The sequence below is a fragment of the Aquiflexum sp. TKW24L genome, from assembly GCF_023502205.1.
In the GTDB taxonomy this organism is placed as follows: Bacteria; Bacteroidota; Bacteroidia; order Cytophagales; family Cyclobacteriaceae; genus Cognataquiflexum.
The window spans coordinates 1-23,598 of record NZ_JAMFLG010000023.1; the positions used below are offsets into that span (position 1 = coordinate 1).

Annotated in this window: 19 protein-coding genes; 8 read left to right on the forward strand and 11 right to left on the reverse strand. The window is 41.1% G+C overall.

Features of this window, described 5'->3' with window-relative positions; all coding sequences use genetic code 11:
- Window positions 1–79 precede the first annotated feature (79 nt).
- Together M3O96_RS14720 and gnd are read right to left on the reverse strand one after the other, a co-directional pair.
- Window positions 80–1,453: an amidohydrolase family protein gene (locus tag M3O96_RS14720; RefSeq protein WP_249721768.1), complete on the reverse strand. Its 1,374-nt coding sequence runs from the start codon at window positions 1,451–1,453 to the stop codon at window positions 80–82.
- Window positions 1,454–1,806: 353 nt separating this feature from the next.
- Entirely contained in the window at window positions 1,807–3,720 is a 1,914-nt protein-coding gene (gene gnd / locus M3O96_RS14725) for an NADP-dependent phosphogluconate dehydrogenase (protein ID WP_249721771.1), read from the reverse strand.
- A gap of 51 nt (window positions 3,721–3,771) precedes the next feature.
- Here gnd and M3O96_RS14730 point away from each other — a divergent pair, with 51 nt between their 5' ends.
- The 6 genes from M3O96_RS14730 (at window position 3,772) to M3O96_RS14755 (ending at window position 12,204) form a co-directional block, all read left to right on the forward strand.
- A complete protein-coding gene (locus tag M3O96_RS14730; protein ID WP_249721773.1) occupies window positions 3,772–5,229 on the forward strand; it encodes a DUF294 nucleotidyltransferase-like domain-containing protein in 1,458 nt (485 codons plus the stop codon).
- Between the two features lie 265 nt (window positions 5,230–5,494).
- The gene (locus tag M3O96_RS14735) at window positions 5,495–7,825 is read left to right on the forward strand and encodes a glucosamine-6-phosphate isomerase (RefSeq protein ID WP_249721775.1); all 2,331 of its coding nucleotides are present in this window, start codon (window positions 5,495–5,497) and stop codon (window positions 7,823–7,825) included.
- A gap of 84 nt (window positions 7,826–7,909) precedes the next feature.
- Entirely contained in the window at window positions 7,910–8,794 is an 885-nt protein-coding gene (locus M3O96_RS14740) for an ROK family protein (protein WP_249721776.1), read from the forward strand.
- A gap of 99 nt (window positions 8,795–8,893) precedes the next feature.
- Window positions 8,894–10,261, forward strand: a complete 1,368-nt coding sequence (locus M3O96_RS14745) for a cystathionine beta-synthase (RefSeq protein ID WP_249721777.1) — start codon at window positions 8,894–8,896, stop codon at window positions 10,259–10,261.
- Between the two features lie 154 nt (window positions 10,262–10,415).
- On the forward strand, window positions 10,416–11,045 hold the full coding sequence (locus tag M3O96_RS14750) for a DUF2189 domain-containing protein (RefSeq protein WP_249721778.1): 630 nt from the start codon (window positions 10,416–10,418) through the stop codon (window positions 11,043–11,045).
- Between the two features lie 79 nt (window positions 11,046–11,124).
- Entirely contained in the window at window positions 11,125–12,204 is a 1,080-nt protein-coding gene (locus M3O96_RS14755) for an alkane 1-monooxygenase (RefSeq protein WP_249721779.1), read from the forward strand.
- A gap of 5 nt (window positions 12,205–12,209) precedes the next feature.
- Here the strand turns inward: M3O96_RS14755 and M3O96_RS14760 are convergent, their stop codons facing one another.
- Genes M3O96_RS14760 through M3O96_RS14770 form a run of 3 tightly spaced genes read right to left on the reverse strand, consistent with a single transcriptional unit; the run spans window position 12,210 to window position 15,013 of the window.
- The gene (locus M3O96_RS14760; protein ID WP_249721781.1) at window positions 12,210–13,256 is read right to left on the reverse strand and encodes a vWA domain-containing protein; all 1,047 of its coding nucleotides are present in this window, start codon (window positions 13,254–13,256) and stop codon (window positions 12,210–12,212) included.
- Entirely contained in the window at window positions 13,243–14,142 is a 900-nt protein-coding gene (locus tag M3O96_RS14765) for a hypothetical protein (RefSeq protein ID WP_249721784.1), read from the reverse strand. Before M3O96_RS14765 ends, M3O96_RS14760 begins: the two co-directional genes overlap by 14 nt.
- The gene (locus M3O96_RS14770; RefSeq protein WP_249721785.1) at window positions 14,135–15,013 is read right to left on the reverse strand and encodes a DUF58 domain-containing protein; all 879 of its coding nucleotides are present in this window, start codon (window positions 15,011–15,013) and stop codon (window positions 14,135–14,137) included. Before M3O96_RS14770 ends, M3O96_RS14765 begins: the two co-directional genes overlap by 8 nt.
- 145 nt (window positions 15,014–15,158) lie before the next feature.
- Between M3O96_RS14770 and M3O96_RS14775 the strand changes: the two genes are divergently transcribed.
- Both M3O96_RS14775 and M3O96_RS14780 read left to right on the forward strand, forming a co-directional pair.
- A complete protein-coding gene (locus M3O96_RS14775) occupies window positions 15,159–15,488 on the forward strand; it encodes a DUF4296 domain-containing protein (RefSeq protein ID WP_249721786.1) in 330 nt (109 codons plus the stop codon).
- Window positions 15,485–17,872, forward strand: coding sequence for an endonuclease MutS2 (locus M3O96_RS14780; RefSeq protein ID WP_249721787.1), 2,388 nt, complete (start codon window positions 15,485–15,487; stop codon window positions 17,870–17,872). Before M3O96_RS14775 ends, M3O96_RS14780 begins: the two co-directional genes overlap by 4 nt.
- A 53-nt stretch (window positions 17,873–17,925) precedes the next feature.
- On the opposite strand, the gene M3O96_RS14785 is transcribed toward M3O96_RS14780, so the two are convergent.
- The 6 genes from M3O96_RS14785 to M3O96_RS14810 are packed head-to-tail and all read right to left on the reverse strand — an operon-like array spanning window position 17,926 to window position 23,590.
- Complete coding sequence (locus tag M3O96_RS14785; RefSeq protein WP_249721788.1) at window positions 17,926–18,417, reverse strand: hypothetical protein; 492 nt, start codon at window positions 18,415–18,417, stop codon at window positions 17,926–17,928.
- A gap of 58 nt (window positions 18,418–18,475) precedes the next feature.
- Entirely contained in the window at window positions 18,476–19,102 is a 627-nt protein-coding gene (locus M3O96_RS14790) for an ABC transporter ATP-binding protein (RefSeq protein WP_349630853.1), read from the reverse strand.
- A 12-nt stretch (window positions 19,103–19,114) separates the two neighbouring features.
- Window positions 19,115–19,894, reverse strand: a complete 780-nt coding sequence (lpxA, locus tag M3O96_RS14795; protein ID WP_249721791.1) for an acyl-ACP--UDP-N-acetylglucosamine O-acyltransferase — start codon at window positions 19,892–19,894, stop codon at window positions 19,115–19,117.
- The gene (locus tag M3O96_RS14800) at window positions 19,891–21,285 is read right to left on the reverse strand and encodes a bifunctional UDP-3-O-[3-hydroxymyristoyl] N-acetylglucosamine deacetylase/3-hydroxyacyl-ACP dehydratase (protein WP_249721793.1); all 1,395 of its coding nucleotides are present in this window, start codon (window positions 21,283–21,285) and stop codon (window positions 19,891–19,893) included. The genes lpxA and M3O96_RS14800 overlap by 4 nt, the downstream gene beginning before the upstream one ends.
- Window positions 21,286–21,324: 39 nt before the next feature.
- On the reverse strand, window positions 21,325–22,347 hold the full coding sequence (lpxD, locus tag M3O96_RS14805; protein ID WP_249721795.1) for a UDP-3-O-(3-hydroxymyristoyl)glucosamine N-acyltransferase: 1,023 nt from the start codon (window positions 22,345–22,347) through the stop codon (window positions 21,325–21,327).
- Window positions 22,348–22,363: 16 nt separating this feature from the next.
- Window positions 22,364–23,590 carry an HD domain-containing protein gene (locus M3O96_RS14810; protein WP_249721797.1) on the reverse strand — a complete coding sequence of 409 codons (1,227 nt, stop codon included), beginning with the start codon at window positions 23,588–23,590 and terminating at the stop codon, window positions 22,364–22,366.
- Window positions 23,591–23,598 lie beyond the last annotated feature (8 nt).

The following is a 23,598-nucleotide window of genomic DNA, read 5'->3' on the forward strand; positions in this document are numbered from 1 at the left end:
TATGAATATCTATCAGATATCCAATTTCTTTATTTTTTGATTTGCTTTCCTGACTAGTTTTTATATTTGTTTCATGAATTCATTTTCTCAAATTCTTTGTCTCAATCCTATTCAATTCCTGTTGGAGGACATTTTTTGGAATCCATTCTCCGCGGACCATGACACCTTGGACGTTTCGGAGATTGGACAGATTTTCCAAGGGATTTCCTTCCACCAACACAAAATCCGCTGAGGCACCCTTTGCTATCACCCCAAATTCCCCTTCCCGTTCAAAATACTTTGCCACGTTTACAGATCCGGTTTTTAGGATTTCATAAGGATTCATCCCGGCATCCTGCATCGCTGAGATTTCATTGTGGATTGAAAATCCGGGAACGTTGAATACCTGCGGAGAATCTGAGGCCATGACGATCGGCACCCCGCCACGGTGCAAGGCCATCAGCATGGTTTTTCTGAATTCAAGATAGGGTTTGACATTTTCTTCCTTGAGCATGCCTTGGTTTTCGAGGAGTTTCTTTTGGTTGACCCACTGCTGTACCTGCAGGCCGGGCATGTATTTCATGTCCGATTCCAGGCGAAACTCATCAGCCGGAATGTATCCAAAGAAGCGCTCAAACAAAGTCAACGTAGGAGCGATCCAAGCTTTTTTCTCCACAGATAACTTCACCAAATCAGGGATCTTTGACATGTCCGCATATTTCAGGGCGAGCATACTGAATGATCCGGCTACCTGTGGATCAAGTTTGGACTTGTCAGCGACCAAAGCCTCGATATAGCCATCCATGTGTTCTACAGATCGGTAGCCGTTGTTCAGGGAGTTGACCAAGCCAACATCCAGGGAAATGTGTCCGCCAAATTTGATATCCACTTCCTTGGCGGTATTGGCAATGGCGAGGAACTTGGGCATATCCAAACCGGGGTGTAATTTGAGATGGTCAAAACCTGCCTCTTTTTGGTCACGGACCATTTTGGCACCGCTTTCAGGGTCTGCGACGGAATTGCCGTTGAGAGATTGTCCCGCTGCAAAAATCCTCGGTCCGGTAATTTCTCCCGAAGCTATTTTTTTTTTGAGTTTAAGGTGGGAATCATGGCCGATCATTCCGCGGACATTGAGAATTCCATTGGCAAGGTAAAGCCACATGACATCCTGCATATATGAAAAATCGCCCGTTTCTGTTATGGGGATATGCGAATGCATTTCAGCCAAACCAGGGAATGCATAGGCACCTTTGCCGTCGATCTTTTCTATTTTCTCAAATTTACTTAAGTCGTTTTTGGAGAATATGCCGACTATCTTATCTCCCTTGATATGTATAAACTGGTCTTTGAGCACCTTGTCATTTTGCATGCTGATGACATGGACATTGGTGACGATAAATTCCTGCGCATTTGCCTGAAGGAATACTATTAGTACCAAAAAAAGGGTTAGGAAATATTTTTGGATTGATTTCATGATTTGATCATTAATTGATTCTAGTTGATATTAAGATATTCATGGATATTGGAGCGCTGATTTGGAGCTTTGATTAAATTTAATCTATTATTTAGAACACCAATATGATTGTCCGCAATGACAACAGTAGCAGAATTTATTTTAAATAACACCTCGACTTCGCTCGGTGTCCGATTGTTTATTTTTCAGTGGAAGGGAGGAAAATGTGGCTGCGCCGCATTTTCCTCCCTTCCTAGGCCAAGTTGCCCATTATCTCAATAGATATCCGGTTTTCTTGAATTCATGGATATTTAACCAATTAACCAAATAACCAAATAACCAAATAACCAAATAACCATTAACCTATTAACCACCTACCCCTTCCCTATACTTTCCTTCCAGTCTGAATGGTGAAAAGGTCCGTTGGGATCCTCTCTTCGCTGATAGGTGTGTGCGCCAAAGTAATCCCTTTGTGCCTGAATCAGGTTTGCGGATGAATCGGTAGTAATCCTCCCATAGAAATAATTGATCGCCCCGGACATCACAGGCAAAGCAAAGTTGTGCTGCAGTCCCAATCCAACGATATAAGAAAGGTCATGTCGGAGTTCTTTGATTTTGGTTCTCATCTGTTTGGCCTTCAGCAAGGAACTGTTTTCCTTGTACAAAGCAACCATGTTTTCCATCAGCGTCGAACGGATAATACATCCATTGGTCCAAATCCGTGATATCTCACTCATATTGAGGTTCCAGTTTTCAGTCAGGGAGACCTGATTCATCAATTCAAATCCCACTTCATGGTTGATGATACGGGTGAGGGCGTAAGCGTTTTTCAATTTCTCGATCAGGATGACTTTGTCTTCTCCAAAAGCCCCGAAGCGGTGACCATAAAAAGCAGCCAATTCTTCACGTTCCTCTTTGTTGCCGGACAGCATCCTTGCTGTGACAGCTTCTGAGAGGGGACTATAGGCAACATTGTATTTCAATGCGGTGGTCAAGGACCAGGAGCCTGTTCCTTTTTGTCCGGCTTTGTCCAAAACCTGATCGAGGAGAAAGTTTTTACCTTCCTTGGCAAGGAGGATGTCTGCGGTAATTTCTAGCAGGTAACTTTTCAGACCTTCATTGGTCCAGGACTTTAGTGTTCTTGAAATTTCAGGATAGGACAGTTTCAGCCCATATTTCATCAAGTGGACAGTTTCTGCCAAAGTCTGCATTTCCCCGTATTCGATGCTGTTATGGACCATTTTGATAAAATGCCCCGCACCCGAATTGCCGATAAAGCTTACACAGGGCGCGCCGTTATTGTCTTTGGCGGCGATTTTTTTGAGGTAAGGGGATACCAAGTCATAGGCTTCCTGATTGCCACTTGGCATCAAAGACGGTCCTTTTCTCGCTCCCTCTTCCCCTCCGGAAACTCCCATAGGAATAAAATGAAAACCTTTAGCATTTAGGTCTTCGTACCTTCTCTTCGAATCTTCAAAGTAGGAATTTCCCCCGTCAATGATGATGTCTCCAGATTCAAGCATAGGGAGTAATTGGGCGATCTGCATGTCAATCGCATTGCCGGCAGGGATCATTAAAAGGATTTTCTTAGGTTTTTCCAAAGAAGAGACGAATTCCACCAAACCATCAAAACCTTTCAGAAGTGGAAAATTTGAATTTTCAGCTACAAATGTCGAAGCGATTTTCTCTTCTTTTCCATCAACATGACGGTTATAAACGGCGGTCGGGATTCCATTATCAGCAAGGTTGAGGGCAAGGCTCTTTCCCATTACGCCCATTCCGATGACTCCAAAATGAAGTGGAGTATTATTGATATCTTCAATTTTCATTATTTCTTCCACAATTTCATCTGGAGATTTTGAGATGTCAATTCGATGTCCATATTCGGGTTCTTCCCAAGTATCTAATTGGGAATCCAATAAGTCCGGATTCATGTAGTGGCCTTTGCGGAGCGAAAGTCTTTCAGTCAAAATATCTTTACTGCCAGTGAGGTGTAGCCATACTATTGAAGGAACTACTTGGAGGATTTGCCTGTAGTGTTCCCGTAGGGCAGAGCAGGCGAGGATTCCGCCGCCTGCTGATTCCCATGTTTTGATGTTGTCAGCAAGGTGCGTCAGCCAAGGATGTCTGTCGTGGTCTGTCAGGGGAATTCCCTGTGTCATTTTGTCTACATTTGCTTTTGGATGAAAGTCATCCGCATCAAAAAAAGGCAGCCTAAGTTTCTTAGCTAGTTGGGAGCCCAAAGTTGTTTTTCCGCTTCCCGAGACACCTGTTACAATAATTATCATAGCCGAAATTAAGAAATTTAATTATTTTCACCATGAAGACTTTTGGAAGGAATGATAACCATAGCTGAAAATAATATTGACCACATCTACAGCAAAAAAGTAGGAGATCTGCATTTCCGAAATTTATCAGTTTTTCCGGTCGTTACACCTGTTTTTGAGGTTGCACGACTGATGGCTAGGGACAAGATTTCCTGCTTTTTTATCGGTGAATCACCCAATGAGATCATTGGATTTGTTACAGACATCACCCTTCGGGATCAGGTTATCGCTCATCAGCTACCGTTTGATACCCATGTGGGTGAAATAATGGACAGAAATATTGTGTATATCCAAAGTTCAGCCTTTCTATATGAGGCTTTGCTCATGATGTTCAGAACTAAGACCCGATATCTTTTGGTCAAAGAGAAAGAGACCTTTGTCGGATGGATCAGCCGAAACAAAATCCTCGCCGAACAGGCCCAAGGACCATTTGTATTTATACAATCTGTGAAGCAATCCATTGATACAGATGAACTGAAAGAAAAGTGGGAGCAAGTACCTGAACTTATCCATCAGCTGATCGAGAAAGGGCTCAAATCACAGATCATCAATCAGATCATCACCACTGTTGCGGATACCATCGCACTGAGAATTATCGAAAATACCATAAGAGAAATCGGAGAGCCTCCAGCCAAGTTTGTATTTTTTGTACTCGGAAGTGAAGGACGCGCCGAACAAACCCTCAAAACCGATCAGGATAATGCTATCATCTATGAGGATAAGGCAAATGAACATCGGGAAATGGTGAGGGAGTATTTTTTGGATTTTTCTGAAAGGGTTTCTTTCGCCTTAGATCAGGTAGGTTTTGTGTTTTGTAAAGGAGGATTTATGGCAAAAAACCCTAAATGGACGCATTCTTTATCGCATTGGAAGCGGAATTATGAAAGCTGGATTCAGGAATCCACTCCTGAAACTGTCATGAAGTATTCAACTTTTTTTGATTGCAGGCCGATTTTTGGTGAATTTGGACTATTGGATGATTTGAAAAAATTCATGGACCTCCAACTTGAAAATCCCTCCGAGAAGTTTTATATCAATATGGGGACCAATGCACTTCAGTTTGAGCCGCCATTGACTTTTTTCAAAAATATAAAAACCTATAAAATTGATGGGGAGAAGCATTTCAATATTAAGAAAACAATGACTCCGATCGTGGATCTTGTCCGGATTTTTGCCTTGAAATACAGGATTTTTGAAACCAATACCGGAGATAGGATCAGAATGCTGGAGGAGCAAAAAATCTTTACAGACAGAGAAGCAAAAGAACTTTCGCATGCTTATTATTACCTCATGGGCCTGAGGCTAGAAAAGCAATCTCTCCAATTGATGGAAAACAAGGAAAATCCGACCAACCATGTCAGTATCGATGAGCTGACCAAAGTCCAAATGGTGACCTTGGTGGAAATATTTAAAGTCATCAAGGAATTTCAATTGAAAATTAAAATTGAATTTACTAAAAATATATTTTAGCAAAATTTGTATATCTTTTTTAAAATTTTTATAAAAGTCTATGATTTAAGGTAAAAGTTTTTTTATTTTTGCGTAGAAGAGTCATCGGGTGTATTATAATTAATTAAGTTTAATACACAAGGTAATTTCATCGAGTTGGAAGATTTATTCTACATGATTAAAAATATACCAAATTAAAATTGGCTATAGTTCTTTTGATGTCCAAAAAATAGCGTTACTCAAATTATCAATAATTTCAAAAAAGTCTGAAACAAAAAACAGTCCTATGCTCAGCAACTATCCACTTTCAGAAGTAGAAAAAGCTTTCCAAAAAGAATCCGGTGTTGACAAAATCAGTACGCTGATTCCCTATCTTATGGTTGATAATTTCCCAAAGCTAGGGCTTATCACCGCATGCAGGTTTTTGGAATGGGTTTCTCAAAACCCGCAGGGAGTCATCAGTTTGCCTACAGGTAAAACTCCGGAGTACTTCATCAAATGGACTCAATATTTGCTCGAGAACTGGGATACCAAAAAAGGGAAAGAGACTAGAGAGAAATATGGACTTGGAGCTGTCAAAAAGCCGTTTCTAAAGGATTTGACTTTTGTGCAGATTGACGAATTCTATCCGATTTCTTCCAAGCAAAAGAACAGTTTTTTCGATTATGTAAATAAATTCTACCTCGAAGGATTTGGATTGAGCAAAGAAAAAGCCATCCTGATCAATTCCGATGAGATTCCATTAGCTGGAGAGAGACATTTCAGGGAAGTTTTTCCTGACTTGAAAGTGGACCTTTCTCTTAGATTCAGGGATCCAATCAATAATCTAGAAAAAATACAACAAGAGTCGATTTATAAAATTGACCATTGGTGTGGGCAGTACGAGCAGCGGATAAGAGATGCTGGTGGGATAGGCTTCTTTTTGGGAGGTATCGGGCCTGACGGTCACATCGCTTTCAATACCCGTGGTTCTCACCTTTTCTCTACCACAAGATTGACAGAAACCAATTTTGAAACTCAGGCAGTAGCAGCTGGAGACTTGGGTGGAATTGAGGTTTCGGCAAATCGATTGGTGATTACCATCGGTTTGGACACCATTGTCTATAATCCCAATGCCGTTGGAATCATCATTGCAGCAGGAGAGTCTAAGGCACAGATTGTAAAAGATTCGTTGGAGACGCCTCTGGACAATGTGTACCCGGCTACGGTATTGCAAAAGCTGAAAAATGGTCGTTTTTATCTGACCAAAGGTGCTGCGGTAAAGTTAACAGATTCTGTGGATTCGTACTACCGACAAGGTGAATGGACTTGGGAGAAAACAGAGAGATCTATTGTTGACCTTTGCAAAAAAATAAAAAAATATGGTCACCGTCTCAAAATGGAAGACCTGAAGGCTGACAAATACACGTCGATGATCCCGGGATTGTCTGAAGAGACTGTCAATCAGGTAATGGAAAGTACTATTGCCAAATTGAAAAGAGGTACGACCCAAGAAAAGGATGAGGTGCTGCTGCATACAGGACCCCACCATGATGATATCTCTTTGGGGATTTTGCCACATATTACCAATCAGCTTCACGAAAACACCAATGAGGCACATTTCTCAGTTTTGACATCCGGGTTCACGGCAGTCACCAATACATTCGTGATTGATACGCTTCTTCAGACCAAGAAATTATTGGATGATGGTAAAATCCAAATGGTGAGGTTTGAAGATTTCTTTGAGGTGGGATATAAATTGAAGACAGACAAAGACGTCTATCATTTCCTGACCAATGTGGCCTCAGAAGATTTGGATGAAAGGATCAGAGGACTTTGCCACCGGGTCGTGCGTGCCGTAGTCGATGTCTTTGAAGTCAAGTCCGCCGCAAAGTTGAGAGAGACGATCAATGACATCATCAGCATCCTTCGCAACTCTTATGACGGGGAAAAGAACCCTGCCAAGATCCAAAAACTGAAAGGAATGATCAGGGAATTTGAAGAGGAACTGGTTTGGGCGCACTTTGGTGTGCAGGTCAAAAATGTCCACCATTTGAGATTAGGTTTCTATACAGGAGATATTTTCACAGAGCAACCTGACAAAAAAAGAGATGTGGTTCCTATAGTGGAATTGTTCAGAAAAGTCAATCCCACCAAAATAAGTCTGACTCTTGATCCAGAAGGTTCCGGTCCGGATACACACTACAAAGTGCTTCAGGCGACCGCCGAGGCTGTCAGACAATGGAGTGAAGAAAAAGACTTGAGCAAGTTGAGGATCATCGGGTATCGAAACGTATGGTTTAAGTTTGAGCCTCATGAAGCCAATGTGATCGTTCCCGTTTCTTTGGGAGACATGTCTGTCATGGAGGACTCATTTTCCAACTGTTATCTCAGCCAAGTGAATGCCTCTTTCCCAAGCTACTCCCATAATGGGAAATTTTCAACTGTTGCGAAACGGACCTGGGTAGGACAACTTGACGATATTCAGCTACTTTTGGGAAAAAATTATTTTTACCTTCATGAAACAGCAAAAGTCAGATCCAGTCATGGGCTGATCTTTTTCAAAGACATGAATGTGGAAGAGTTTTTGGCCCACGCACGTGAACTTGAAAAATCCATAGAGGGTATGCTAGATTAACCGATAGCAAACCTATATTTTGGAAAAAGGAGAATGAAAGAATCATTCTTCTTTTTCTGTTTAAAGCTTAAAAACCTTAGACCTATGCTGAAAACTGAAAAACCTATTCTTGGACTTGACATTGGAGGCACCAACATCAAAGCAGGAGTTCTTGTTGGTTCTGAATTGATAGATATCCGGACGATTGCCACTCCCTCTCAGGAAAGCCAGAATTTTATTTTGGAGACTATCGCAGAATTGATTTCATCCTACAGTCATCATGATTTTTATGCCATTGGAATAGGAATTCCGGGATTGATCAATACAGATCTAGGACTTGTGCTCAACCTGGAGAATATACCTTCCTTCAGAAGGGTCTATTTGAGGGATTTTTTGGAACAAAGATTTTCAAAACCAGTTTACATAAACAACGATGCCAATTGCTTTGCCTTGGGTGAATACAAATTTGGGGCAGCAGGAATGTACAAGCATGTGGTGGGTATTACCCTTGGTACCGGCTTAGGCGCAGGAATCATTGCCAACGGCCATTTATATTGTGGATTCAATTGTGCTGCAGGAGAATGGTGCTCAGCACCCTACCTTGACCAAGACTTTGAGTTTTATTGCAGCAGTAAATTTTTCAATGCCAAATATGGCTCTAAGGCCAAAACTTTGTCAAAAAAAGCCAAGGAAGGTGATCCCGAAGCCATCAGGGCCTATGCAGAGTATGGGCATCATTTGGGAGAACTGATCAAAAATATCCTATACACTTTGGCTCCCCAGGCGATTGTGCTTGGCGGTTCTATAAGAAAGGCATATCCTTATTTTCAAGAAAGTATGAAGGCCACCATCGCCACATTCAAATATCCTTCAGTCAGCCAAAACCTCAAGATTTTAATTTCTGATCTTGATGAGACAGCCATTCACGGTGCTGTTGCATTGGTGGATGAATATGCTGCCCAAGTCGAACCTGTGGCCAAAGCCACCTGATTTACGCTTGATCTTTTCGAAATAAAATTTGGATACCTCGGTTAGAAATGGTTGAGGTTTAAAAATATTCGTAAATTCGGGCTTTATAACCTGAATATTATGATTTATAATTCCATTATTGAAACCATCGGAAACACCCCAATGGTAAGGTTGAACAGACTGAACAAAGGCATCAAAGGTGAAATTCTCGTCAAAGTTGAATATTTCAATCCCGGAAATTCGATGAAAGACAGAATGGCCATCAAGATGGTCGAAGATGCTGAAGAAGCAGGATTTTTGAAACCTGGAGGAACAATCATAGAAGGTACAAGCGGTAACACCGGAATGGGTTTGGCTTTGGCAGCCATTGCCAAAGGATACAGGTGCATTTTTACCATGGCTGACAAACAGTCCAAAGAAAAAATTGATATCCTTAAGGCAGTTGGTGCGGAGGTGATTGTATGCCCGACGAATGTCACGCCTGAGGATCCAAGGTCCTATTATTCAGTAGCCAAAAAATTGAATCAGGATATTCCAAACTCCTACTATCCAAACCAATACGATAACCTGTCTAACTCTTTGGCTCATTACGAGACTACGGGACCCGAAATCTGGCGTGATACAGAAGGGAAAATCACGCATTATGCAGCGGGCGTGGGAACTGGAGGATCTATGTGCGGTACTGCGAAGTATCTCAAAGAGCAAAATCCGGATATCATTACTGTCGGAATTGACACCTATGGCTCAGTTTTCAAAAAATACAAAGAAACAGGAATCTTCGATGAAAATGAGGTTTACCCTTACTTGACAGAAGGTATTGGTGAAGACATTTTACCAAAAAACGTCGATTTTTCGCTCATCGACAATTTTATTAAAGTAACAGATAAAGATGCGGCAGTCATGACAAGAAGACTGTCACGGGAAGAAGGACTTTTTGTCGGCTGGTCTTGTGGATCTGCCGTCCATGGCGCTTTGGAATATGCTAAAGAAAACCTGAAAGAGGGAGACCGCATGGTGATTATCCTTCCTGATCATGGGACAAGATACCTTGGCAAAATCTACAATGACGATTGGATGAGAAACCATGGTTTCCTTGAAAATAAAACTTTTGGAACAGCCCGAGATATTATCGGTTCGAGAAATGGCAGCTACCAATTGGTGGTGTCCCACAAGAATGACAAGGTAAAGGATGCTATCCACTTGATGAATGGGAAAAGCGTTTCTCAAATCCCTGTTTTGGAGGATGGTCAAGTCGTGGGTTCACTGACTGACAGCAAATTGTTGACAAAAATAATTGAGAACCCTGAACTCAAAGACGCAACAGTCGCCGATGTGATGGAAGCCTCCATGAAATTTGTGGCTTTGGACAGCACCTTGGATGTGTTGAGTTCGATGTTGGATAAAGAGAAAGCCGTCTTGGTAAGAGATGATAACCATCAGATCCATATCGTCACCAAACATGATATCTTGGAAGCGATGACAAAGTAGGGGGGTGAATGATTAATTGGTTATTTGGTTAATTGTATCGGTTTCTTGATGATCAATGGATTTAAATAATTGAATAATCTCCTTCATACTCAGGTACGAATTTTTCTCAAGTATCAAATCTCAAGTCTCATATCTCACATCTCTTGTCTAATAAATGAGTAAGGAAAAATTAGAACAGCTTAGGGTTAAAGGCTACGATTTTGATCTCAAAGACATATTTCAAAGGGCTTGGCAAATGTTTCTCAAGCAACCGATTTTGAGTGTGGCTTATACCATGCTCATCATTTCTTTGCAGTTGATGGCTGTCATATATCTTCAGAAATTTACCTTTGTCTTTGCACTGTTTTTGGCACCACCGTTGTATTCAGGTTTTTACCTTGCAGCCAATAGGATCAGTTTGGGATTGCCGGTAATCTATCCGGATTTTTTCAAAGGCTTTAGTTTTTACATGCCTGTTTTCTCCATATGGCTGATTGGGCAGATTTTGGTGGCTTTGGGATTGTTTGTATTTTTGGTTCCAGGGATTTACCTCGCTGTTGCGTACAATTTTGCAGTTTTGATGGCTTTGTTTGGAGGCTATGATTTTTGGACAGCATTGGAAGAAAGTAGGAAATTGATCACTGTCCGATGGTGGAAATTTTTTGTTTTTACCTTAATCCTGATTGTCCTCAACTTATTAGGTTTTGTAACCCTTTTTGTTGGTTTGTTTGTGACTATTCCCATTACTTTCTATGCTACCTACATCCTTTTTGAAGATTTGACAAAGGATATTTTTTCAGAATAATCATCGGAATTAATTCTTTTCTAAGATTGGGTAGAATGAATGTGTTTTATTTTCACTTCCCATTTCCTAACTTCCGCCTATGAAGCACCTCAAGAAAGTCGGGTTTTACGCAGCCTTTATTCTGCCTGTCTTATTGATTGGCGGGTTTTATTTGGGTGGGTGGAATTTGATGATGATCCATGCATTTGTTTTTATTTTGGTTCCTTTTCTAGATTATCTCATCCGCACCGATCGTGTCAATATCTCCGAAAATGAAATTTCAGATGTTTCTAAAGAGCGGTTCTATCGCTTTGTGACATTCATTTGGGTATATGTGCAGCTGGCGGTTTTGATGTGGGGTTTTTATGCTGTGGCAAATAATCCTTTGTCTTTGGCTGAATGGTTGGCTTTTTCCACCGGGATGGCCTTGGTAACCGGGGGAATAGGAATTACTGTAGCCCATGAATTGGGCCACAAAGCCGAAGCTTTGGAGCAGTTTTACGCCAAGGTTTTATTGATGACTGTCTGTTACATGCATTTTATTATTGAGCACAACAGGGGACATCATGTCCGTGTGGCAACTCCGAATGACCCGGCTACAAGCAGGTTTGGCGAGACTTTTTACAGCTTTTGGTGGAGGTCTGTCAAAGACGGTTATTTGAGCGCCATTGATCTGGAGAAGGAAAGACTTCACAAAAAAGGACTTTCTGTATGGTCAAGCCAAAATCAGATGATCCGGTTTATACTCCTTCCATTGGCTTTTGTTGGGATCTTTACCCTTGGGTTTTCATTCATGCAGGACAGGTTTGTGTGGGAAGTGCCTGTTTTCTTTTTTGCCCAGAGTTTCTTTGGATTCAGTTTATTGGAATTGGTAAATTACATTGAGCATTATGGGATGGCAAGAAAGCAATTGCCGAACGGCCGGTATGAAAAAGTAACTCCTTTGCATTCTTGGAATGCAAGTCATTTGGTCTCCAATTTTTTATTGTTCCAGCTACAGCGGCATTCTGACCATCATGCCTTTGCGTATAAGCGCTATCAGGTTTTGAACCATTATGACGAAAGTCCCCAATTGCCTCAAGGCTATTCGGCCATGATTATTTTGGCTTTGTTTCCACCTTTGTGGTTTAAAGTGATGGATAGGAGGTTGGAAGATTGGAAGGAGAAAGTGGGGGTTTGAGTTTTTTAATCCAGCAAGAAGTTATTGAAGAAGGTACTTTTCAATCCAAGCCAAGCTAGGAACAACAGGATTCCCCAAAAGAGATATACCCGGTAGTAATCTGTAGTTTCCTTATACCTAGATTCGAGGATTTCAGCTTTTTCCATGGCATTGATCTGGTCAAAAATCTGCTCCAAGGCATTGTCATCAGAAGCCCTGAAAAACTCTCCGCTGCCGATTCCTGCGATTTCCCGAAGGGTGGATTCATCCAAGTAACTTTCGACCATCTGAGGTCTTCCAAAGAAGTCCACGCCATAAGGAACCATGCCGTCTTTGCCCACCGCAATAGTGTAGATCTTGATATCCATAGCCGCAGCCAATTGCGCAGCAAAAAGTGGATCGACATTACCGGCGTTGCTCTCACCGTCACTCAGAAGGATCATGACTTTACTCTTGGATTCTGATTCCCGCATCCGGTTGGTGCCGGCAGCCAAAGCAGATCCGATGGCAGTGCCTTTTGCATCCATCATATTGAATGAAATGTCCTTGACCAGGTCAGTCAGTAGGGCATAATCCGTGGTCAATGGTGCTAGCGAATAAGCTTCTCCTGAGAATATCACCATCCCGATCCTGTCTCCAAAACGCCCGTTGATAAAGTCAATTGCGGTTTCTTTGGCGGCTTCAAGCCTGTTGGGTTTGAAATCCTGAAGGTCCATCGATTCTGAAATATCCAATACGATCATGATGTCAATCCCCTCGGTGGATTGCTCAACCCTTTCATTGCTTTTTTGCGGTCGGGCTAATGCAATGACGATCATCCATACCGCAAGGATAAACATCAGTCCTGGAATCAACCGGAGGTAGGTCCAAGGGTTATTTTGCGATACTGTACCCGGCAATGAAAGTTCGAGAACAGGGTTTTTGAGGAATTTCACAAACTTTCTCAAACCCATTATCAATGGTGCGATCCATAAGAGGTGCAGCGCCCAAAGATTTTCCCATTCAAAAGTCTTGAAGGTCTCAGGCAAAAACCAGAACCAAGAAAAAAAGTCAGCGATATTATTTGGATTCATCTTGTTCTGTTATCTTTTTCTTGAAAGAATCTGTGCAGATATCTTTCAGGTTATTGCAGGTTTCGGTGATGTCTTTTCCTTCTTTGCCAGCATAGATTACCATTTCGATGGCTCTAAAATCTTTGATGATTTCCTTGTTATCAAGGAATTCGGAAATCTCAGTCGTAGTCCACTCTCTGAAAGGCTCGTCATTGAGGTGTTCCATGTAGGTCTTCCAAAGACCAAGAAGTTCATCTGCTTGGGCCATATCTGGAGTGGCAGCAAATGAATTTTCGGCGGCATTCCATCTTTTGACAAAGCGCTTATATTTTTGCTTTTCTCTCCAATTCTCCCATTGTCTTTTGATCGTTTTACCAAAAATGACCATGACAATGATTGCTACAACTGCGATCACACCCAATACAATGAGCAAAACCACCATATTGAACTCAGTTGGGATGGGCTGATAGACGTTGTTGTCCTTAAATCCTAGCTCTTCCGGCAAGGGATCTATAGTTAGCTTCAATGCCAAGCCAGCTTCCAACGGTTTGTGAACCAAACTGTCGAACCTGAATACTTCATACACCGGTAAAGAAAGTTGGGCTACAGGATCAAGTGAAAAATTGCTTACATAATAAACAACCGAATCTACAGTGACATCCTCTTGAGTAGACGAAATAAATGATTTTCTCTCTAAGAGGACAAATGGGGAGAAATTATGTGTCGAATCCGGGAAAACAATATTTACTCCTGGTTTTGATTTTGCTTTAAGGATGTAAGCGACTCTTTCGCCAAGCATGGCAGAATCCTGCATGAAATACCCTTCCACCTCAAGGTCCTGAGAGTGGACTTTCAGTGGCAATAAAAAGAAACTGATTATACTTAGGAATAGGAATACTTTACCCACGTTTCATTGTCCGATTACGGTTTTTGAATAATTCTATCAAAGGAATAACGATATCCTCTTTGGTACTGATGCCCAAATAATTGATCTGGTTTTTCTTACAAATTGATTTGAGATGCTCCCGTTCGGAAGTAAATGTATCAGCTATTTTTTTGGAAAAACTTCCAAAAGCAGTATTTACCCAAGTGGTCCTGCCTTCTTCTTTGTCATACACAGGAATAATACCCAGTGACGGTAGTGCCGATTCTCTTGGGTCGGTCACTTGTACGGCTACCAAATCATGTTTTTGTGCCAAAGCTTTGAAAGGTCTTTCATAGCCTTCATCAATGAAATCAGAAATGACGATGATAATACTTCTTTTCTTGATGAGGTTCAGCGCAAAGTTGAACATTTCGGTCAGGTTGGTCTTTTGGGAAATGTTTTTGTGCCCAAAGATGCCCTGAATGATTTTCACTCCTTGTTTTGGTCCTTTTCCTGGAAGGATGATTTTTTCTTTTTGGTCAGAATAAGAAATCAAACCGACTTGGCTTCCTTCAAATACAGCAGCCAAAGTTAAAACGCCTGCAATCTCTTTTCCGATATCTATTTTCTTTTTCCCTTCCTGACCGATATCCTGCGACCCACTGATGTCTATGAGGAAATAGACAGATTGGTCTTTGTCCTCCCTAAATGTTTTGACAAATGTGCCATGCCCTTTGGCAGATACTTTCCACTCAATCGTCCGGAAATCATCACCGTATTGGTATGGTCTCAGGTCATCAAATTCCAATCCTGCTCCTTTGAAGATGGATTGATAGTCACCCTGAAGCTGGTTGTTGACCACCTTCCGGATCATAATCTCGTATCTTCTGAGTTTTTTGAGCAGTTCGTTCATGGCTGAGTTTTCAAAGGCCTAAATTAAGGTTGATAATTGAATTAAAAAACGATATGTGACTATCAGACGAAAGGTAAACCAATCAATTTTCTTGTGCATTGTTAGATTTGATTAATTTTGGGCTGTGAAAAATAAAATGTTTATAATGTTTTTGTTTTTTGTAGGTTTTGCCTGCAGCAAGCAAGAAGTCCCCGAAGGGATCCTATCTGAAGATAAAATGGTAGAAGTGCTCATCGACATCCATTTGGCAGAAGGGTTGGTTTCTTCGTTTCCGATTCATTATGATTCCGCCAGGGTATTATACCCATATTTGGAAAGTGAGGTTTTTTTGAAACATCATATCCCAGATTCTGTTTTCAGAAAGAGCTTGGAATATTACATGTTGGACATAAAGACGATGGACAGGTTATATGCCAGGACGATTGACTCCCTTCATGTCGTAGAAAAAGCAATAACACCTAATCCCAACCAATGATTTACCCTAAAAATCTCGAAGAGAAAATCAATTTTACAAAAATCCGTGAATTGCTGAAAGAAGCATGTACCGGCCCCCTTGGGATGGATTTTGTGGATAAAATGGGTTATTCGAAGGATCCAAACTTGGTCGGAAAGCTTCTAGACCAAACATCCGAATTCAAATCCATCCTCGAATCAGGAGAATTATTTCCCTCTTCCAATTTTACCAATATCTATCCTTACCTCGAGAAGGCAAAAATCGAAGGTAGCTTTCTTTACGAAGAGGAGTTCCATGAAATGAGGCTTTCACTTTTCACCTTAAGCCGCTGCATTGAGTTTTTTAGAGAACATGAAGAAACCTATCCCAACCTCTTTAATTTGCTTGGATTGGTGGCTTTGGACAATACAATCCTTAAAGCCATAGAGCGGATAATCGATGAAAAAGGAAAAATCCGCAACAATGCCTCACAAGAACTTTCCCTGATCCGGTCCCAGATTTTGTATGAAGAAAACAGGTTGAGAAAGGTTTTGGACAGGATTTTCAAGGATGCAAAAGCCAAAGGATTGACTCCCGAGGATGCCTCTGTGACGATCCGTGGAGGCAGGATGGTGATTCCAGTTTTGGCTGAAAGCAAAAGAAAAATAAAGGGATTTATCCATGATGAATCTGCCACGGGGCAGACGGTCTATCTCGAACCTGCTGAGGTTTTGGATATCAACAATGAGTTGAAGGACTTGGAATACATGGAAAAAAGGGAGATCCAAAAGATCCTGACCAAGCTTACCGATACGGTGAGGCCAAATATTCCTGAACTCCGGCGAGCTTATCATTTCCTCGGAATGGTGGATTTCATCCGTGCTAAGGCCAAGTTTGCGATCAAGACCCATTCCTCCCGGCCACTTCTGAAAAAGGAGAGACAATTGGAATGGAGTAATGCAAGACATCCATTGCTGGAGTTTGCTTTGAAGCAGCAGCATAAGAAAGTTGTTCCGCTCAACATCACCTTAGACCATAATAGGAGGTTACTGGTAATATCCGGACCAAATGCAGGTGGTAAATCCGTCACGTTGAAAACCGTAGCCATGGTCCAATACATGCTGCAATGCGGGCTTTTGGTTCCAATGGACGGCCATTCTACCTGTTCGCTGTTCGATAATTTTTTCATCGATATCGGAGATGAGCAGAATATCGAAAATGACCTCAGTACCTATAGCTCGCACCTGATGAGCATGAAGTATTTTACTGAGTTTGCCGATAAGAAGACCATTCTTTTTATCGATGAATTCGGAACAGGTACCGAACCGCAATTTGGCGGAGCCATTGCCGAAGGAATTTTGCTAGCATTGAATAAAACTGGGGCATACGGTGTTTTGACAACCCATTATGGAAATCTGAAGCAGGTTGCCTCCAAAAATCAAGGCTTGGTAAATGGCGCCATGCGCTATGATGTCGATAAACTGGAGCCCCTGTACCAATTGGATCTAGGAAAACCGGGAAGTTCCTTTGCCTTGGAAATCGCATCCAAAATTGGTATTTCAAAGGATATCATCGAATATGCAAAAACCCATATTGGGGAAGACCGTGTCAAATACGACAAGATGCTTACCAAGCTCGAAAACCAACTTGCTAACTATGAACAACTGGTCAACGAAAATAAAAAGAAAGAAAGGGTTCTGGATCTGAAAGTCAAAGAATATACAGACCTGAAAGATAACATTGATCAGAATAAGAAGAAATTCATTCAGGAAGCAAAAGCTGAAGCCAAAACGCTTTTGGATGAGGTAAATAAAAAAATTGAAAACACGATTTCTGATATTAAAAAAAGCAAAGGAGACAAGGAAATCACCAAACAGCTCCGTACAGAAATTGAAGACTTGAAAGTCAAAGTCAAGCCGGAGAAAAAAGTAGTGGTAGTTCCTGAAATCAAAGACTTGGAGGGAGAAATCGAGGTTGGTGATTTTGTGAGATTGATTGACAATGGCGCTATAGCGCAGGTTTTGGCTTTGAAGAAAAAGGAAGCGGAAATCAGTATTGGAGACTTAAAGTCCACAGTCAAACTCAACAGACTTCAAAAGATTTCTCTATCTGAAGTGAAAAAGGAAAAGAAAACCCTTGCCCGCAGGACCGGATTTGATACAAATAGCAAAATGCTTGAATTTTCACCCAACTTGGATATTAGGGGATTGAGAGGAGAAGAGATTCTGCCTTTGGTTCAGGCGTTTGTCGATGACGGCTATATGCTTGGACTAAAAGACTTGAGAATTGTCCATGGCAAAGGCAACGGAATTCTGAAAGAGATTTCCCGCAACCTTTTGAGGAATATGAATCAGGTAGCTAAGCTTGAAGATGAACACGCTGACCGGGGAGGTGCAGGCGTGACATTGGTAACCCTGAAAGCATAAAAAAGGGCATTCCAATTTTTTTTGGGATGCCCTTTTGAATTTTATGAGGTATTTTATGCTTTCTTTTTGAGCGTAAATACATAGTTTCCCAATACAGCAGCTGTGCCTAACTGACGGGCTCCTGGAGCTACGATACTGAATCTTAAGATTAAGTCGTTTCCTGTTCGGGTCCATGAAATTTGGTTATTGGCCACAGGTTTTGATCCTGTTAGCAAAATCTTATCAAGTCCCCCTGCAACAAAAGACCAATTTCCATTGGCATCAAAAAGGTCATTGCTATTGATTGTAGTGTAAGTTTTGCTCGATGAATTTGCAGCAAGTGTCAATTCGAAAGTCTGATAGATATTGGTTTCAGACCTTCCGTCACGGATTACTGTGCCACCACCCGCAACTGTCCAAATCTGAGATGAACCGCCTGTGAGTTCTTCAATTGCCAATTCTTCAGGGGTTTTGTTTGGGGTCGGATCGTCTTTTTTGTCCTTGCAGGAAAATATTCCAAAGGTCAATAATCCTAAAAGTAGGAAGCGAGATATTTGTTTTTGCATATTCTGCATATAATGTAAATGAATGGAATTCTGTAAAATTAATAAATCAGTCTAATAATCAAAGTTTTTGTTTAATCTTGAAATCTTCAATTTTGATTTCATGGCGACAAAAGGAATACTCCTTTGGATCATTAGAACAAATAAAAAGTGTTCTGTCCTTCGAAAATTGTTTTACCAACTCCAAATACCAGGATATTCCCTGCTCATCAAGGTTGGAGGTCGGTTCGTCTAAAAGAACCAAATTACTTTTTGAAAAAAAACACAAACCAAGCTTTAATCTTTGTTTCATTCCCGAAGAAAACTGAGAAATAGGTTTGTTATGGTGGCTTTTCAGGTACATGATTTCCATCATTTCTTCCAAGTTAAGATTGCCGGCCGGACTCTTAAATTTGAAGTGGAACTCTAGGAGTTCACGCAATGAAAACTCTTCAGGGAGTTCCATATATGGCGCGCTCATGACGAGGGACTTATATATTTCATTTCCATTGATTTCCATTCCTTCCGAAAAATAAGAGATTGATCCTTGGGTGAGAGGATTCATCCCTGAAAGGCATTTCAATAAAGTTGATTTCCCGGAACCGTTACTTCCGGTTATGGCCCAATGGGAAAAGGATGGAATATGAAGGTTGATGTCTTTAAAAATCCATTCAAACTGGTATCTTTTGGATACCTGATTCAGCTTCATCTCCATGACGGATCAGCTGATATATCCTTTCATCACACCCCTTTCGGAGGATCTGATAAAGTTGATGATTTCATCCCGTTCTTTGGTAGCAGGTAGGTTGATTTCGATTTCCTCGAGAGCACGACTGTTGTTCAAAGAATTTAAAAATAAGTACCTGTATACTTCTTGGATATGGCTAATTGAATCACTTGAATACCCTCTTCTTCTTAATCCCAAGCTATTTACACCGGCATAGCTTAATGGTTCGCGGGCAGCTTTGGTAAATGGAGGAACGTCCTTTCTCACCAAAGATCCGCCAGATATCATGGAGTGCATTCCGACTTTTACAAATTGGTGGATGGCACTGCTTCCACCTACAATAGCCCAATCGTCAATAGAAACATGACCTGCTACCTGGACGGCATTGGCGATGATTACATTGTTTCCCACCAAACAATCATGGGCGATGTGCACGTAAGCCATCAAAAGGCAGTTACTGCCGACTTTTGTTGTCCTTTTATCAATGGTGCCCCTACTGATGGTAACACATTCTCTGATTGTAGTATTGTCCCCGATTTCCACAGTCGATTCTTCACCTTGGAACTTAAGGTCTTGTGGTATAGCTGCGATGACAGCTCCGGGAAATATCTTACAGTTTTTACCGATTTTTGCTCCTGAAAAAATGGTTACATTCGAACCGATCCATGTCCCTTCTCCGATTTCTACGTTTTCGTGAATCATCGTGAAAGGATCGATATGCACACCCTTGCCCAGGATAGTATTTTTGTGTATGGAGGATAGAGGACTGATCATGATTCTTTTCGGACTATACTTGCTGTCATTATTGCTTCGCAAACAAGGGTGTTTCCCACAAAAGCTTCTCCTTTCATTTTTGCAATTCCTCTACGGATGGGAGCAAGCAACTCACATTTGAAGACCAAAGTGTCTCCAGGAAGCACCATTTTACGGAATTTGCAACTTTCTATACCTAAAAAATAGGTCCAATATTTTTCCGGATCATCCACAGTGCTCAAAACCAAAATCCCTCCCGTCTGTGCCATTGCTTCCACTTGGAGAACACCTGGCATTACAGGGTTGTTTGGGAAATGTCCCATGAAAAAGGGTTCATTGATAGTGACATTTTTAACGCCGGCCACCACTGTTTCATCCAGATAAATGATTTTGTCCAATAATTGGAAGGGATATCTATGTGGCAAAATATTACTGATCTGATTGATGTCCATCACAGGAGGCAATTTGGGATCATAATGGGGAATATGAACCGACCCTGCTTTTTCCATCGCTCTTTTGATCTTTTTGGCAAATGCAACATTAGCCGCATGACCAGGCCTCGCTGCCAGGATCTGCGCTTTTAATGGTCTTCCGACCAAAGCAAGATCACCGACCACATCCAACAATTTATGTCGGGCAGGCTCATTTTTATAACGCAACTCTACATTGTTGAGTATTCCTTCTCTGCGGACTTCTACTTTATCTTTATTGAACATCTTTGCGAGATGCGCTAATTCTTTTTCTTCAACTACTCTATCAACTACTACTATGGCGTTGTTCAAGTCACCACCTTTGATGAGGTTTTGGTTGTAGAGCATTTCAAGTTCATGCAAAAAACAGAATGTCCTACAGGATGCAATCTCGGTTTTGAATTGGCTGATACTGGTGATAGATGCATGCTGACTACCCAAAACCGGGGAGTTATAATCCACCATCACGGTGACACGGTAGTCGTCTAGCGGCAAAGCAGCCATTTCGACTTCTCTGGAAGGCTCTCTGTAGGTGATACTTTCCGGTACTTCAAAAAATCTGCGAAGGGCATTTTGTTCCTCCAAGCCTACTTCTTCCAAAACCTCAATAAACTGAATAGAGGAACCATCCATGATGGGAGGTTCCGGACCGTCTAATTGGATCATGACATTGTCGATTTCCAATCCAACAAGAGAAGCTAGGACATGCTCTACTGTAAATACTCTTGCTCCGTTTTGTTCTAGGGTGGTACCCCTGGAAATATCCACAACATTGTCTACATCAGCATCCACAACCGGCATACCAGGAAGGTCTACTCTTTGGAATTTATATCCATGGTTTGGTGGGGCAGGTAAAAATGTCATGTTTGAAATCACCCCTGTATGGAGGCCAACTCCAGATACGGTAACTTGTTTTTTTATAGTATGCTGTTTGACTCTCATCCGATCCTTTTAATCTCCTTCATTTTGCGAAGCGTAAATTTATGGTTTTTTTTCGAGTTCTTTGATTCTGTCGTTTAGTTCGGGCAGTTTTTTAAAAAGACTGTAAGATTTTAAGAAATCTTTGATATCGAATCCTACATAACCAAAAAGAGTCTGTCCTGACTGGGTTATATTTTTGGAAACACCTGTATTAGCACCAATTGTGGTATTGTCGGCTATTTTAATATGTCCTACAATTCCCGCCTTTCCTGCAATAACACAATTTTTGCCTATTTCTGTGGAACCGGAAATACCCGTCTGGGCTGCTATTACCGTGTTTTCTCCAATGATTACGTTATGTGCGATTTGGACAAGATTATCAATTTTTGCTCCTTTTTTAATCCATGTTGAACCCATTGTGGCGCAGTCAATGGTAGTGTTGTTACCGATGCTGACATTGTCTTCAATGACTACATTCCCTAATTGGGGAATTTTTTTATAGCTACCATCCGGCAAAGGAGCAAATCCAAAACCGTCTCCTCCAATGACAGCACCGGGGTGAAATTCACAATTTTTACCAATCTGCGTATTGTCGTAGATTTTGACTCCGGCATGAATGATGGTGTTGTCACCGATTTTCACATTGTCACCGATGAATGTATTGGGATAGATTTTTACTGAATTCCCGATGTCGCAGTTTTTACCTACATAGGAGAAAGCTCCCCTATAAAAATCTTTGCCAATCGTACTTGATTTATCAAAAAATGAAGGTTCTTCAATTCCCGATTTCCCGGATTTAATTAATAAAGCATAAGCTTCCAATAATATTGTAAAGCCTTCATAGGCATTTTTTACCCTGATCAAATTGGTTTCAAGCGGCTTCTGTGGTTCAAAATTCTCAGATACGATGACTGCAGTTGATTTGGTTTCATAGATGAAAGACTCATACTTATCATTGGACAAAAAACTGATTCCGCCCGGCAAACCTTCCTGTATTTTATCTAGGCGACTTACTTTCAGGGTGCTGTCTCCTTCTACTTTTCCGCCTATTAATTCTGCTATTTGACCGAGTGAAAATTCCATATTTTAGATTTAGGGCTTATAAAGTTAAACTTTTGGCATGACAGATGTAGTGTTTTTTTACTATTTTGCTCATTGCTTTGATATTTGGAAGATCCGCTGCCAGCGCTACATCAATGATATTCCCTTTTTTGGTTAAGATAAAAATCTGTTCAGTATTGATGTAGGCATGATTGCTCAAAACCCCATGGTTAAAAAAATAAGAAAGGTCGCTTTCGGGAATCGAAAGCTTTTTCATCAAGCGCATTTTTTCTTCTTCGATTTCGGAAAATGAGAATTCATCATTTCGAAGGTTTATTTTGAAAAGATTCCGCTCCAGAAACATTTTTGACAAATTTTTCAAAATGTAATCGCCATGGCTTTTCCAAAGCTTGATAGCGCCCCATATATCAAAGTCATCCAGTACCAGGAAATTTTCCAATGGATTGTCATTTGTTTCAAAATCCTTTAAAGTGTAATTCGAGTTTAAAAAATAAAGCAATTCTTCGGTAGCTAATAGTTTTACGCCATCTTGAACCAAGTCTTTTGCCCGGGAGATCAAACTGATCATCATTTTTTCGGCGCTTACAGTAGTCTTATGAAGATAAACCTGCCAATACATCAGCCTGCGTGCACTCAGGAAATTCTCAATGCTATAAATTCCTTTTTCTTCAATTACAAGCCGGTCATCTTTGATGTCCATCATTTTGATAATCCTGTCCGCACCGATCGCTCCCTCTGATACTCCTGTAAAAAAGCAATCCCTTTGCAAATAGTCCAGCCTATCAATATCAAGCTGGCTAGATACAAGTTGATTGAAAAATTTTCTTTCGTATTCTCCTTTAAATATTTTTATGGAGAGGTCAAGTTGGTTGTTTAATTCTTTGTTAAGCTTCTGAATCACAAGGAGCGAAAGGGCTTCATGAGGGATATTTTGAAGGATGGTAAATTCCAGTGCATGCGAAAAGGGGCCATGGCCTATATCATGCAACAAAATAGCAATCAGGCCGGCTTCGTATTCTTCCTCGCTAATTTCGATACCTTTATGTCTGAGATTGTCTAGGGTGATACTCATCAGGTGCATGGCTCCTATGGCATGATGGAATCTGGTATGCAATGCGCCAGGATAGACATAATCGGTCAAACCTAGTTGCTTGATACGACGTAACCTCTGAAAGTAAGGGTGGTCAATAATGCTAAAAATCAATTCGCTGGGTATGGTAATAAATCCATAAACAGGATCATTCAGAATTTTATGGCGTTTCAATGTCGTTG